General features: G+C 60.6%; 9 protein-coding genes. 1 reads left to right on the top strand and 8 read right to left on the bottom strand.

The annotated features are described in order from the left end of the window. Nucleotides 1-211: 211 nt before the first annotated feature. The 6 genes from mdtD to betI all read right to left on the bottom strand — a co-directional run bounded on the left by mdtD (nucleotide 212) and on the right by betI (nucleotide 8,945). Nucleotides 212-1,639, bottom strand: a complete 1,428-nt coding sequence (mdtD, locus tag ABH909_RS05835) for a multidrug transporter subunit MdtD (protein WP_429431187.1) — start codon at nucleotides 1,637-1,639, stop codon at nucleotides 212-214. 136 nt (nucleotides 1,640-1,775) lie between these two features. Further along, nucleotides 1,776-3,125, bottom strand: a complete 1,350-nt coding sequence (locus tag ABH909_RS05840) for a TldD/PmbA family protein (RefSeq protein ID WP_429431189.1) — start codon at nucleotides 3,123-3,125, stop codon at nucleotides 1,776-1,778. Then, nucleotides 3,125-4,567, bottom strand: coding sequence for a TldD/PmbA family protein (locus ABH909_RS05845; RefSeq protein ID WP_429431191.1), 1,443 nt, complete (start codon nucleotides 4,565-4,567; stop codon nucleotides 3,125-3,127). Before ABH909_RS05845 ends, ABH909_RS05840 begins: the two co-directional genes overlap by 1 nt. A gap of 283 nt (nucleotides 4,568-4,850) precedes the next feature. Further along, nucleotides 4,851-6,554: a choline dehydrogenase gene (gene betA / locus ABH909_RS05850; RefSeq protein ID WP_429431193.1), complete on the bottom strand. Its 1,704-nt coding sequence runs from the start codon at nucleotides 6,552-6,554 to the stop codon at nucleotides 4,851-4,853. Between the two features lie 217 nt (nucleotides 6,555-6,771). Beyond that, nucleotides 6,772-8,244, bottom strand: a complete 1,473-nt coding sequence (betB, locus tag ABH909_RS05855; protein ID WP_007907492.1) for a betaine-aldehyde dehydrogenase — start codon at nucleotides 8,242-8,244, stop codon at nucleotides 6,772-6,774. 107 nt (nucleotides 8,245-8,351) lie between these two features. Further along, the gene (gene betI, locus ABH909_RS05860; RefSeq protein ID WP_008072545.1) at nucleotides 8,352-8,945 is read right to left on the bottom strand and encodes a transcriptional regulator BetI; all 594 of its coding nucleotides are present in this window, start codon (nucleotides 8,943-8,945) and stop codon (nucleotides 8,352-8,354) included. 380 nt (nucleotides 8,946-9,325) lie between these two features. On the opposite strand from betI, the gene ABH909_RS05865 reads away from it, so the two are divergent. After that, nucleotides 9,326-11,275, top strand: coding sequence for a BCCT family transporter (locus ABH909_RS05865; RefSeq protein ID WP_429432560.1), 1,950 nt, complete (start codon nucleotides 9,326-9,328; stop codon nucleotides 11,273-11,275). A gap of 213 nt (nucleotides 11,276-11,488) precedes the next feature. On the opposite strand, the gene choV is transcribed toward ABH909_RS05865, so the two are convergent. Together choV and choW are read right to left on the bottom strand one after the other, a co-directional pair. Then, nucleotides 11,489-12,667, bottom strand: coding sequence for a choline ABC transporter ATP-binding protein (gene choV / locus ABH909_RS05870; RefSeq protein ID WP_429430285.1), 1,179 nt, complete (start codon nucleotides 12,665-12,667; stop codon nucleotides 11,489-11,491). Further along, nucleotides 12,664-13,509 (bottom strand): choline ABC transporter permease subunit, encoded by an 846-nt coding sequence (choW, locus tag ABH909_RS05875; RefSeq protein ID WP_429430283.1) that lies wholly within the window; start codon nucleotides 13,507-13,509, stop codon nucleotides 12,664-12,666. The genes choV and choW overlap by 4 nt, the downstream gene beginning before the upstream one ends. Nucleotides 13,510-13,564: the final 55 nt, after the last annotated feature.

A 13,564-nucleotide genomic window follows, 5' to 3' on the forward strand; every position in this document is an offset into this window, starting at 1 on the left:
ATTAAAAGCGGTGGCGATGGTGGTCACGGGACTGGCCTGCAAAACAAAATGTCGCGCAGTGTATCAGTCTCATGGCCATTCGCCTGAAGTTTCCGGACGAGAAGTCGTAGCAGCTGCCGAGGCACGAGGCTGCGTCGGGCTGCGAAGCGGCCCTCCGAAGGCGGTCCTGCGGACACGCAACGCAGCCTCGTGCCTCGGCAGCTGCTACCAATCAGTGCTCGATATCGTGCTCGCGGCTGACCATCCGTCGGCCATCCTTGGGTGAAAGCTGCGAGAAGATCGTTGCAGCCAGCATCGCCATGATCCCGACCGTCACAAACGTCAGCTGGAACGCGCCCAGAACCGTGTCCACGCCGTCATTGCCGATCTCTGCCGTGAAGCCGCCGAGCAGGGCGCCGGCGCAGGCCACACCGAGGCTCAGGGACAATTGCGCGACCACCGACAGCAAACTGTTGCCGCTGCTGGCGCTGGCGTCGTCGAGGTCGATCAGGGTGACAGTGTTCATTGCGGTGAACTGCAAGGAGTTGATCGCCCCCAGAACTGCCAACTGAGCCAGCAGCAGCCAATACGGCGTCTGCTCGCTGACCAGGCCCATGCTGGCCAGCATGATTCCCAGCGCCAGTGTGTTGCCGGTCAGCACGCTGCGATAGCCGAAGCGTTCGATCAGCGGCCGCGCCACCGACTTGGCGACCATCGCGGCCGCCGCCAGGGGAAGCATGCTCATCCCGGCCTGAGACGGCGAATAACCCAGCGCCACTTGCAGCAACAACGGCACCAGGAACGGCAATGCGCCGCTGCCGAGGCGAGCGAACAGGTTGCCGAGGATGCCCACGGCGAAGGTTCGGGTCTTGAACAGCGAGGGCGCAAACAGCGGATTGTCGATGTGCCCGGCCCGCAGCCAATACGCCGCCAGACACGCCATGCCGCCAAACAGCAGCAACATCACCCGCAAGTGCGGCAGGTGCAGTTCGCCGAGGCCCTCCATGGCAATGGTGATCAGCACCATCGCCGCACCAAACAGCAAAAAGCCCAGGCTATCGAAGCGGGTGCGTTCACTGCCGCGCAGGTCGGGAATGAATTTCCATACCGCGTAGCAACCGAGGACGCCCACCGGCAGGTTGATCAGGAAGATCCAGTGCCAGGTCAGGTATTGCACCATCCAGCCGCCCATGGTCGGGCCGATCAGCGGGCCGAGCAGACCGGGAATGGTGATGAACCCCATGATCCGCACCAGCTCCGAGCGCGGATACGCGCGCAGCACCACCAATCGACCGACCGGCAACATTAACGCGCCACCGAGGCCCTGAATCACCCGGGCGCCGATGAGCATGCTCAACGTGTTGGACAAGGCACAGAGCAATGAGCCGAAGCTGAACAGGAGGATCGCGCCGAAGAAGATTTTCCGGGTGCCGAAGCGATCGGCGATCCAGCCGGAGGCGGGGATCAGTAAGGCGACGGTAAGCATGTAGGCGATGATGACGCCCTGCATACGCAACGGGTCTTCGGCCAGGTCCCGGGCCATAGCGGGGAGGGCGGTGTTGAGGATCGTCCCGTCGAGGGACTGCATGAAGAAAGCAATGGCCACAACCCACGGTACCCAGCGGGCGGTGACGGCGTCGAGAGGTGGGCGGTTGGGCATGGGACCTCTTGTGGGGTGGTCTGGTAACCGTAAACCTGTGGGAGCGGGCTTGCCCGCGAAGGCGATGTGTCAGTCAACATTGATGTTGAAGCTGATGGCCTCTTCGCGGGCAAGCCCGCTCCCACAGGTTTTGTGTTTACAGGGTCAGGGTCAATCGGCTGACGAGCGCACCGGGCAACAGTGCCGAAGCAGTCGCCCGCTGACTGTAGGTGCTGGCCGAAAGCAGCAATTCACGCTCCTCGGTCAACGCTTCGAGCTGCGAACCGAGCAGGCTGTAGACGCTGTCATCAAACCGCATGGTGCTCACCGGTGCCTGAATCTCACCGTTCTCGACCCAGAAGGTCGCAAATCTGGTCATGCCGGTCAGGCGCGCCGCCGGCTGGTCCGAGTAGTTCAGGTACCACAGGTTGCTGATATAGAGCCCGGTGCCGAGGCGCTTGAGGATGTCCGTCTGCGCAAGATTGCCGCCTTGCATGACCAGCGCCGTCGGGTATTCATGGCTGCTGGCACCGTTGGCCGTGAGGTCGTATTCGGCGGCGCTGCGGGAACTGATCAGTCGGGCATTGGCCATGCCTTTGGCGATCAACCCCAGATCATCGCGGGGATAACCTTCGTCGGAAAACGCCGGGCTCAAGGAGCCGCTGACCTGCTCACTCAACCATACATTGGGGCTGAAACAGGTTTCGTTGGCGTAGAACTTCTGCAACGGGCTCTGCTTGCTGGCAATCGCCTGTGCCGAAAACCCGCCCCAGCTCAACATGCCCATGATTTCTTCCAGCGCTGCCGGCGCCAGGTAGGCGCGGTATTCGCCGGGCGGCAGCGTGCGCAACGGACGCCCCAGAAACGCCAATTGCTCGCGGGCCTGCTGGAAGCGTCTGGCAAAGCCTTCGCTGTTCCAGTCGTGCCCGGCATAGCTGGCTTTCACTGCCTGACCGTTTTCATGGAACAGGCTGAAATCGAAGTTGAAGCTGTTGGCCTGATGCCAGCCGAACGCGCCCGAAGAGCTGGCGAAACCGCGACTGATCGGCCCGGCGGCATAGAAGCCGACCAGATCCAGCCCCTCGGCAGCCCGGGTGATTTCAGCGACCACTTGCTCGGTGTCCGGCAGCGGATGCTCCTGCACGTTGTTGCTCTGCCAAACGTTCTGGTTAAGCAGCAGGTACGGATCCTGAGGCAACAGTGGCAGGGTTTCGCGCAACTGTTGCAGGCCTTCAGCCAGACGCTGAAGATCGACGTCGTGGTCGCCCGACAACGTGATGTTCAGATCGGCATGACGACCATCGTTAATCAACTTGAACCCGACGCTCGCCTGCTGCACCTGCCCGGCCTGACGGACCTTGGCATGGTTGAAGCGCACGAAAGCCGACGCCTCGGCGGCGTAGCTGAGGGTGAATTGCTCCGGCGTACGCAGCGCATCGCGCAGCCAGTTGACCAGATCCTTGAACGACTCGGCCTGGCTATTTGAGGTGCTTGTGGAAGTACTCATCAGGCATCTCCTCCGAACACATCAACATGGCTGAACACACAGGCCGGCGACGCATGGCCGACGCGGATCACCTGGTTCGGTTCGCCCTTGCCGCAGTTCGGCGTGCCCAGCACTTTGACGGTGTTGGCATCGCCGACGGCGCTGAGGCTTTTCCAGAATTGGGCGGAAATCGCCCGGTAGTTCGGGTTCTTCACCACACCCTTGAGTTCGCCGTTTTCGATCAACTGGCCCCATTCGCAGCCGAACTGGAACTTGTTGCGCGCATCGTCGATGGACCACGACCGGTTGGTGCTCATCAAAATGCCGTGCTCGATGTTGCCGATCAGCTGTTCCAGCGGCTGATCGCCGGGCTCGATGTTGAGGTTGGCCATGCGGTCGATCGGCGGACGATTCCAGCCGCAGGCGCGGCTGTTGGCAACTCCATCCATGCCGGCGCGAAATTGCGACAGCGCACCGCCCAATGGCCGCAGCAGCAAACCTTCTTTAATCAGAAATTGCTTGCTGGCGGCGCTGCCGTCGTCGTCATGCCCGTAGCTGGCGAGTTGCTCGGGGATGTCCGGGTCGAACGTCACGTTGAGCAGTTCGGAGCCGTATTGCAGGCTGCCGAAGTCTTCTGCCTTGACGAAACTGGTGCCGGCGTAATTGCGCTCATCGCCCAGGATGCGGTCCAGTTCCAGCGGGTGACCGATGGACTCGTGGATCTGCAGCATCATTTGATCGGGCATCAGCAACAGATCGCGCGGGCCTTGCGGGGTGTTTGGCGCCAGCAGCAATTGCAGCGCCTGATCGGCGACTTTCGGGCCGGCACCGATCAGGCCGCAACGGCTGATCACATCAAAGCCGCCCTGCTGGCCGAAGTTCTCGCGGCCCAGGCTACGGGTCTGGCTGTCGCTGCCGTCGAAGGCGGTGACGTCCATGCTCGGGTAGACGAAACGCTGGGCCTGACGCAACTCGGCACCGGCGCTGTTGAGGTAGATTTGCTCGACGTTGGTGATGCCGATGCTCGCCTGCCAGTTCACCAATCGCTCGTCCTTGGGCACGGCGGCAGATTCGGCGCCGAGCAACTGGTAGCAATCGCTCAGGGACGGGAAGGGCTGGTCGAGATTGGGTGATAAGTAGTCGGCGCGGTCGCTGGAGACGGCTTGCTCGCGCAGGTCGAGCAGGGCGTGAGGTTTGAGTCGACGGGCTTGTTGCTCGGCTTTCTCCAGCGCGGCTTGCAGACCGGATTGAGACAGGTCATTGGTCGCGGCATAGGCTTCGACGCCGTTGACCCGAACGGTCAGCATCGCGCCCTCGTCACGGCTCAGGCTCGGCGGTTCGGCGACGTTCTTGCGCACCGACAGGTACTGGCCGGACTCGTGTACATAACGCAGCGAAAAGAATTCAGCGCCCGTGCGCAAGGCAGCAAAACGCTGCTTGAGCTGGGGGTGGAAATCGAACATTCGGGAACCTCCTTGGCATGGAGTTGCGATGTATCGGTATTGCGAGGGGATGAAACGTTTGCGTGGCGCTAGATTAGGCCTGCGCAAGGTGAGGATCAAGGGCGCAGCGGAGTAAGAGAGGAATGCCCGGTATGGGGCAGGAAATTGTGTATTGTTTGTTGGGGCCCCTTCGCGAGCAAGCCCGCTCCCACATTTGATCTCTGGTGTTCACAAAATGTGTGTTCACTGCCGATCTAATGTGGGAGCGGGCTTGCTCGCGAAGGCCGCGCCTCGGTATTACGCCTTACTGCGCAGTCAGACTCACATCCCGCAACGGCTTGCCACGCACTGGTGCATCACCGGCCACGTAGTAAGCAGCCTTGCTGCGCGGCAATGGCTTGCGACCGCGGATCTTGTCGGCGATTTTCTCGGCCATCATGATCGTTGGCGCGTTCAGGTTGCCGGTGGTGATGATCGGCATGATCGAGGCATCGACCACACGCAGGGCTTGCATGCCGTGCACACGACCTTCGCCATCGACCACGGCCATCTCGTCGGTGCCCATCTTGCAAGAGCAGGAAGGGTGGAACGCGGTTTCGGCGTGTTCGCGGATGAACTTGTCCAGCTGCTCATCGGTTTGCACCTCGATGCCCGGGCTGATTTCGCGGCCACGGAAGGCGTCCAGCGCTGGTTGCTGCATGATCTCGCGGGTCAGGCGGATGCCATCGCGGAACTCCTGCCAGTCCTGCTCGGTGGCCATGTAGTTGAACAGGATGCTCGGGTACTCGCGCGGATCCTTGGACTTGGCCTGGATGCGACCACGGCTTGGCGAACGCATGGAGCCCATGTGCGCCTGGAAACCGTGCTCTTTCACACCGTTGCTGCCGTTGTAGTTAATCGCCACCGGCAGGAAGTGGTACTGAATGTTCGGCCACTCGAATTCCGGACGGGTGCGGATGAAACCACCGGCTTCGAACTGGTTGCTGGCGCCGATGCCGGTGCCGTTGAACAGCCACTCGGCTCCGATGGCCGGCTGGTTGTGCAGCAGCAGCGAGGGGTACAGCGAAACCGGTTGGGTGCAGGCGTATTGCAGGTACAGCTCAAGGTGATCCTGCAGATTTTCACCAACGCCTGGCAGGTCGTGGACCACCGGGATGTCGAGTTTCTTCAGCAATTCGGCCGGGCCGACGCCGGAGCGTTGCAGGATCTGCGGCGAAGCGATGGCGCCGGAGCACAGCAGTACTTCTTTGCGGGCGCGGGCTTCAATGCGCTCTTCAGCGGCGCCGATCAGGTAACGCACGCCGACCGCACGCTTGCCTTCGAACAGAATTTTGTCGGTCAGGGCGTGGGTGACGATGGTCAAGGTCGAACGCTTCTTGGCGATGTCCAGGTAACCGCGCGCGGTACTAGAGCGACGGCCGTTTGGCGTCACGGTACGATCCATCGGGCCGAAACCTTCTTGCTGGTAGCCATTCAAGTCTTCGGTGCGCGGGTAACCGGCTTGCACGCCTGCTTCAACCATCGCGGCGAACAGCGGGTTGTTGCCGGCTTTTGGCGTGGTCACGCTGACCGGGCCGTCGCCACCGTGGTAGTCGTTCGGGCCGACGTCACGGGTTTCCGCCTTGCGGAAATACGGCAAGCAGTCGAGGTAGGTCCAGTCTTCCAGGCCGGGCAGCTTCGACCAGTTGTCGTAGTCCATCGCGTTGCCACGGATGTAGCACATGCCGTTGATCAGCGAAGAACCGCCCAGGCCCTTGCCGCGACCGCATTCCATCCGGCGACCGTCCATGTGTGGCTCTGGGTCGGTTTCATAGGCCCAGTTGTAGCGACGACCTTGCAGCGGGAACGCCAGGGCGGCCGGCATTTGCGTGCGGAAGTCGAGACGGTAATCCGGGCCGCCCGCTTCGAGCAGCAGGACGGTGACGCCTTCGTCTTCAGTCAGACGGGTCGCCAGGGTGTTACCGGCCGAGCCGGCACCGATGATGATGTAATCGAATTCTTGGGACATTGAATGCACCCTCTTTGAAGTTGGTCAGGTCGCGGTCGCCGATGCACCACTTGATTGTGGCGAGGGAGCTTGCTCCCGCTCGGCTGCGCAGCAGTCGCAAGTCAGCGACCGTGTTCTGTCTGAATGAGCGCGGTGTCTGAAGTTGGGGCCGCTTCGCAGCCCAGCGGGAGCAAGCTCCCTCGCCACAAAAGGCCCCAGCCTCAGGTTCCGCGTCAGATCAGAAAACCGAGGCGTAATCGCCCAGCTCGACCTGTACCGATTTGATGCGTGTGAAGTTGTTCAGCGAGCTGATGCCGTTCTCACGGCCCACGCCCGACTGCTTGTAGCCGCCGACCGGCATCTTGGCGTCGGATTCGCCCCAGGCGTTGATCCAGCAGATACCGGCTTCCAGTTGATGGATCACACGGTGAGCGCGGTTCAGGTCTTTGGTGACGACACCAGCGGCCAGGCCGAACTCTGTGTCGTTGGCACGACGGATCACTTCTTCTTCGGTTTCGTAGCTCAGGATGCTCATCACCGGGCCGAAGATTTCTTCGCGGACGATGGTCATCTCGTCGGTGCAATCGGTGAACACGGTCGGTGCCACGAACGCGCCTTTGGCGAATTCGCCGTCGGTCAGACGATCGCCGCCGCACAGCAGGCGCGCGCCTTCTTCCTTACCTTTGGCGATGTAACCCAGCACGCTTTCCATGTGGGCGAAGCTGACCAGCGGGCCGAAGTTGGTGTTCTCGTCTTCCGGGTTGCCGACGCGAATGCGCGCAACGCGCTCAACTATCTTGGCTTCGAACGCAGCTTTCAGGTGGCTCGGTACGAACACGCGAGTGCCGTTGGTGCAGACCTGACCGGAGCTGTAGAAGTTGGCCATCATCGCGGTGTCGGCGGCGCGATCCAGGTCGGCGTCGTCGAAGATGATCAGCGGGGATTTGCCGCCCAGTTCCATGGTCACGTCTTTGAGCGACGAGGCGGAAGCGCTGGCCATGACCTTCTTGCCGGTGTCGGTGCCGCCGGTGAAGGAGATTTTTTCGATGCGTGGGTGCTCGGTCAACCAGGTGCCGACTTCACGGCCGCTGCCGGTCAGCACGTTGAATACGCCGGCTGGCAGGCCTGCTTCGGTATAGATCTCGGCCAGTTTCAGGGTAGTCAGGGAAGTGACTTCGCTCGGCTTGAAGATCATCGCGTTACCGGCCGCCAGGGCCGGTGCGGATTTCCACAAAGCGATCTGGATCGGGTAGTTCCACGCGCCGATACCGGCCACGACGCCCAATGGCTCGCGACGGGTGTAAACGAAAGAGGTGGTGCGCAGCGGAATCTGCTCGCCTTCGATGGCCGGCACCAGGCCTGCGTAGTACTCCAGCACGTCAGCGCCGGTAACGATGTCGACGTAACGGGTTTCGGAGTACGCCTTGCCGGTGTCCAGGGTTTCCAGGGCGGCCAGTTCATCATTGCGCTCGCGCAGGATGTCGACGGCACGACGCAGGATGCGCGAACGCTCCATGGCGGTCATTGCAGCCCAGATTTTCTGGCCCTTTTCGGCGCTGACCACAGCGCGCTCGACGTCTGACTGGGTTGCACGTTGTACGGTTGCGAGGACTTCACCGTTAGCCGGGTTGATGGCTTCGAAAGTGGCGTCGCTGCTGGCGTCGGAGTAACCGCCATCGATGTAGAGTTTTTGCAGTTCGAAACGGGCCATAAAGTCCTCGCAAGTGCATAAGTTAGTTGGCGTTAACCACCGAGCGAGCCGTGTAGCAGTGGCGTCGCGGTCGGTAGCGGTTCAGGTGCTGAGCGGTTCTGTGTGCTCTAACTCACCTGCTTGGCCAGTTGGAAATCCATGTATTCGTAAGCGATCTGGTGCGCCTGCCCGGTGTCGAAAGCATCTCCCGACAGCGCGCCGCGCAACCACAAACCGTCAATGAGAGCTGCCAGACCTCGAGCTGCACTGCGCGCGTCATCGAGCGGCAATACACGGCGGAACTGGCAGCACAGGTTGGAATACAGGCGGTGATCGTTGATCCGCTGCAACCTGTGCAATGACGGGTGGTGCATGCTGGTGGCCCAGAAGGCCAGCCAGGTTTTCATTGCCGGGCCATTGACCTGGCTGGCGTCGAAGTTGCCTTCGATAATCACCTGAAGGTGAGCCCGTGGGCTGGTGTCCTCCAGCGCCTGACGGCGCGCGGTGACGTTCTCGCTGAGGACGCTCATCAGGTACTGCGCCGTGGCGGCGATCAGGCCATTCTTGTCCTGAAAGTAGTGACTGATGATGCCATTCGAGACACCGGCCAAACGGGCGATCAGCGCAATGCTGGCGTCCCCCATGCCGACCTTGTCGACAGCCTGTAACGTGGCTTCGATCAATTGCTGGCGGCGGATGGGTTGCATACCGACCTTGGGCATCTTGCACATCTCCTTAGGCCTTCCGGTGGACGAAAAACGGCTACCGGATTGTGGGCCAGTCTATTTTGTTTTGATTGAACGTTCAATCAACAAAGAATAAGATCTGCGACAAATCGTCGCTACCTACAGGTTTTTCCTACGTGTAGTTGGCGGAAAAACGACATCCCAAAATGCTCGAAACCCATACGCGCAGGCGTCCCAAGGGTTTCGGGCTTTTTTCGGGGTGTCTTTATATCACCCGCCGGTCGGCTGCCAACTAACCGATTGGTCGGGTAACGCGTTGCCTTGTGTTCTTCTCTCGCACTGCCTGGAGCATCTGTGCCATGAGTTCTGCCTCTCTAATAAAGACCCCACCCGAGAAGGTGACGGTCAACGGTTGGGTGTTTTACACCTCTACCGCGTTGATTCTGTTGTTGACCGCCATTCTGATCATCGCCCCGCAAGAGGCCGGCAGAATGCTCGGCATTGCCCAGGCCTGGTTGTCCCGCAGCTTCGGCTGGTACTACATGGTGGTGATCGCCGCTTATCTGGTTTTTGTGGTTGGCCTGGCGTTTTCGTCCTACGGCAAGCTCAAGCTGGGCAGCAAGGACGACACCCCGGATTTCAGCTACGGCGCCTGGGCGGGGATGCTGTTCTCGTCGGGTATTGGCATCTCGTTGCTGTACTTCGGTGCTTCCGAGCCGCTGGACCACTATTTCAATCCGCCGGAAGGCGTGGCCGGCAGCAACCTTGCGGCCCGTCAGGCGGTGCAACTGACATTCCTGCATTGGGGCCTGCATGGCTGGGCGATCTACGCATTGGTCGGCCTGGCCGTGGCGTACTTCGCTTACCGTCATAACCAACCGCTGGCGTTGCGGTCGGCGCTGTATCCGCTGGTCGGCGAGCGTTGGGTCAAAGGCGCGGCCGGTCATGCGGTGGACGGCTTCGGCATGTTCGTGACCCTGTTGGGGCTGGTGACGAACCTGGGGATTGGTTCGCTGCAAGTGTCGTCGGGGCTGGAAAACCTGTTCGGCATGGAGCACAGCAACACCAACCTGCTGATCGTGATCATCGTGATGAGCACCGTGGCGACCATCGCCGCTGTGTCTGGCGTGGAAAACGGTATTCGCCGTCTGTCCAACTTGAACATCGTGTTGTTCAGCGGTCTGCTGATTTTCGTGCTGCTGTTCGGCCCGACCCTGCACCTGCTCAACGGCTTTGTGCAGAACATCGGCGACTACCTGAACGGCGTGGTGCTGAAGACGTTCGACCTCTATGTGTATGAGGGCGACAGTGAGAAGTCTGACCGCTGGTTGGGCCTGTGGACCCTGTTCTATTGGGCCTGGTGGATTTCCTGGGCCCCATTCGTCGGCATGTTCATCGCGCGTATTTCCCGTGGTCGCACGGTGCGTGAATTGGTGGCCGGCGTGTTGCTGATTCCGCTGGGTTTCACCCTGGCATGGCTGTCGATCTTCGGTAACTCGGCCCTGGACCTGGTGATGAACCATGGGGCGGTGGAGCTCGGGAAGACGGCGCTGGAACAGCCGTCGATGGCGATCTACCAGTTGCTTGAGCATTACCCGGCGTCGAAGATTGTGATCGGCGTGTCGATTTTTGTCGGCTTCGTGCTGTTCCTGACCCCGGCGGATTCCGGCGCGGTGATGATGGCCAACCTTTCGTGCAAGGGCGGCAATGTTGACGAAGATGCGCCTCACTGGCTGCGGATTTTCTGGTCGGCGGTGATCACTCTGGTGACCATCGGTCTGCTGTTTGCCGGCAACTTCGAAGCCATGCAAACCATGGTGGTACTGGCGGGGCTGCCGTTCTCGGTAGTGCTGGTGTTCTTCATGTTCGGCCTGCACAAGGCCATGCGCCAGGACGTGCAAATCGAACAGGAGCAAGCGGAACTGGCGGCGCGTGGTCGTCGTGGTTTCAGCGAGCGTCTGACCCAGCTGGATCTGCAACCGAACCAGTCGATCGTTCAGCGTTTCATGGACAAGCGCGTCAGCCCGGCGCTGGAAGACGCGGCTGTGCAATTGCGTGCTCAGGGCCTGGATGTGCAGACGCTGCTGGGCAAGTCGAAACGCTGCATGGGCGTGCGGATCGAGATGGAAGAGGGTAACCCTTTTGTCTACGAAGTGAGCCTGGACGGTTATCTGGCGGCGGCGAGTGACACGGTGTCGGCCGAAAGTGCCGATGAACCGCGCGCACGTTACTACCGCGCCGAGGTGTACTTGCACAACGGCAGCCAGGATTATGACCTGATGGGCTTCACTCAGGATCAGATCACCCGTGATGTGCTCGATCAGTTTGAAAGCCATCGGCAGTTGCTTGGCCGGGTTTACAGCTAAGAGGTGAGTGGCGCGGTGTTCCAGTGACACCGCGTCATATTCTTCGCGAGCAAGCCCGCTCCCACAGGTAACCGAGTTCTATCAGGGATATGCGGTCGAATGTGGGAGCGGGCTTGCTCGCGAAGGGGCCATCAACCGCACAGCTGCAAGCCTCGATATCCCACAAACAAAAACGCCGCGATTATCTCGCGGCGTTTTTGTGTCTGCTGCTTCTTACCCCAGGTTCTTGCCGAGCAGCGCGTGGTACAGCTCGCTGTCACCGAGAATCCCGACAACCTTGTTGTTGTCGTGCAGCACCAGCTTGTTGCCGGTCTGGTAACGAATCTGCAACGCATCGCGCATGCCGATGTTGGAATCCACCAATGTTGGCCGACGACCCAAGCCTTCAACCGCTTGCCCTGGTATCCAGTTCTGCAGGTCCAGGCTCGAGCCGTTCTGGCGTGCGCCTTTGATGGTGTTGCCTTCGGCCAGGTCCAGCCACGAATCGCCGCCCGGATCCAGGCACACCGAACCGTTGATGCGTTTGCAGTTGTCCAGGGTGCGCATCAGGCTGCGACCGCACAATACGTTCAGCGGATTGGTGTGGGCGACGAAGGTGCGCACGTAATCGTCCGCAGGGTTCAGCACGATTTCTTCCGGTTTGCTGTACTGGATGATCCGGCCGTCTTTCATGATGGCGATACGGCTGCCGAGCTTCAGGGCTTCATCGAGGTCGTGACTCACGAAAACGATGGTCTTGCTCAGTTTGCGTTGCAGCTCCAGCAGTTCGTCTTGCAGACCTTGGCGAATCAGCGGGTCGAGGGCCGAGAACGGTTCGTCCATCAGCAGAATGTCGGCGTCCATTGCCAGCGCGCGGGCCAGGCCCACACGCTGTTGCATACCACCGGAGAGCTCATCGGGTTTCTTGTTGCGCCACTGGGTCAGGCCCACCAGTTCGAGTTTTTCATCGACCAGTTTTTTCCGTTCCTTCTCCGGCCGGCCCTGCATTTCCAGACCGAAGCTGATGTTCTCGCGCACCGTCAGCCAAGGCATCAGGGCGAACTTCTGGAACACCATCGCGATGCGCTTGGTGCGCATCATTTTCAATTCCGCCGGCGTGCACGAGGCGATGTCGATCTGCTTGCCTTCGTGCTCGACGAACAACTTGCCACGGCTGACGGTATTGAGGCCGTTGATGCAACGCAGCAGGCTGGACTTGCCGGAGCCGGACAGGCCCATCAGTACGCAGATTTCACCTTTTTCGACGTCCAGGCTGGCCTTTTCGACACCGACGATTTGCCCGGTCTTTTTTAGAATCTCGTTGCGGGTCATGCCCTGGTCGAGGAGTTTGAGCGCCTCGCGCGGGTCTTTGGAGAAGATCACGTCCACGTCTTCGAAGCGAATAATGCTCATGCGTCACCCCCTACTTTAGCGTCGGGTTGTTTGCAGATACGGTCGAGCATGATCGCCAGCAGTACGATCGCCAGGCCTGCTTCGAAGCCCAGGGCGATATCAGCAGTGTTCAGTGCGTTGACCACGGGTTTGCCCAGGCCATCGGCGCCCACCAGTGCCGCAATCACCACCATCGACAACGACAGCATGATGCACTGGGTGATACCGGCCGCGATGCTTGGCATGGCGTGGGGCAGTTCGATTCGCGAGAGCAGCTGACGGCGCGAGCAGCCAAAGGCCTTGCCGGCGTCCATCAGTTCGTCCGGAACATCGCGGATACCCAGGTAGGTCAGGCGGATGGGCGCGGCAATCGCGAACACCACCGTCGAGATCAGACCCGGGACCACACCCAGACCGAAGAGGGTCAGGGTAGGAATGAGGTACACAAAGGTCGGCACGGTCTGCATCAGATCGAGCACCGGCCGCATCACTGTGTAGAACATCGGTTTGTGCGCGGCGACGATGCCCAACGGCACGCCGATCAACACGCACACCATGGTGGCGAACAGCACCTGGGCGAGGGTTTCCATGGTTTCCTGCCAGTACCCCAGATTGAGGATCAGCAGAAAGGAGGCGATGACGAAAACGGTCAGGCCCCATTTGCGTTGGATGAAGTGTGCCAGTAGCGCGATGAGGCCGATCAATGCCAGCGGGTTGAACCAGGTCAGCGCAAAAGTCACGCCGTGGATCATCGTTTCCAGTGACACGGCGATTGCGTCGAAGGTGCTGGCGCCGTTTTGCGTCAGCCATTCAACGAAGCCCGCGATGTACTGGCCTAAAGGTATTTTCTGATCAATCAGCATGGTAGTGAACGTCCGCATGCAAGGGAATAAACAGCCCGGGCGAGCGAACTCGCCC

This window comes from Pseudomonas sp. BS3782 TE3695, assembly GCF_050435305.1.
Lineage (GTDB): Bacteria > Pseudomonadota > Gammaproteobacteria > Pseudomonadales > Pseudomonadaceae > Aquipseudomonas.

Bases quoted from the DNA above. Each gene is read 5' to 3' on its own strand.
- mdtD (WP_429431187.1), bottom strand. From the start codon at position 1,639: ATGCCCAACCGCCCACCTCTCGACGCCGTCACCGCCCGCTGGGTACCG.
- ABH909_RS05840 (WP_429431189.1), bottom strand. From the start codon at position 3,125: ATGAGTACTTCCACAAGCACCTCAAATAGCCAGGCCGAGTCGTTCAAG.
- ABH909_RS05845 (WP_429431191.1), bottom strand. From the start codon at position 4,567: ATGTTCGATTTCCACCCCCAGCTCAAGCAGCGTTTTGCTGCCTTGCGC.
- betA (WP_429431193.1), bottom strand. From the start codon at position 6,554: ATGTCCCAAGAATTCGATTACATCATCATCGGTGCCGGCTCGGCCGGT.
- betB (WP_007907492.1), bottom strand. From the start codon at position 8,244: ATGGCCCGTTTCGAACTGCAAAAACTCTACATCGATGGCGGTTACTCC.
- betI (WP_008072545.1), bottom strand. From the start codon at position 8,945: ATGCCCAAGGTCGGTATGCAACCCATCCGCCGCCAGCAATTGATCGAA.
- choV (WP_429430285.1), bottom strand. From the start codon at position 12,667: ATGAGCATTATTCGCTTCGAAGACGTGGACGTGATCTTCTCCAAAGAC.
- choW (WP_429430283.1), bottom strand. From the start codon at position 13,509: ATGCTGATTGATCAGAAAATACCTTTAGGCCAGTACATCGCGGGCTTC.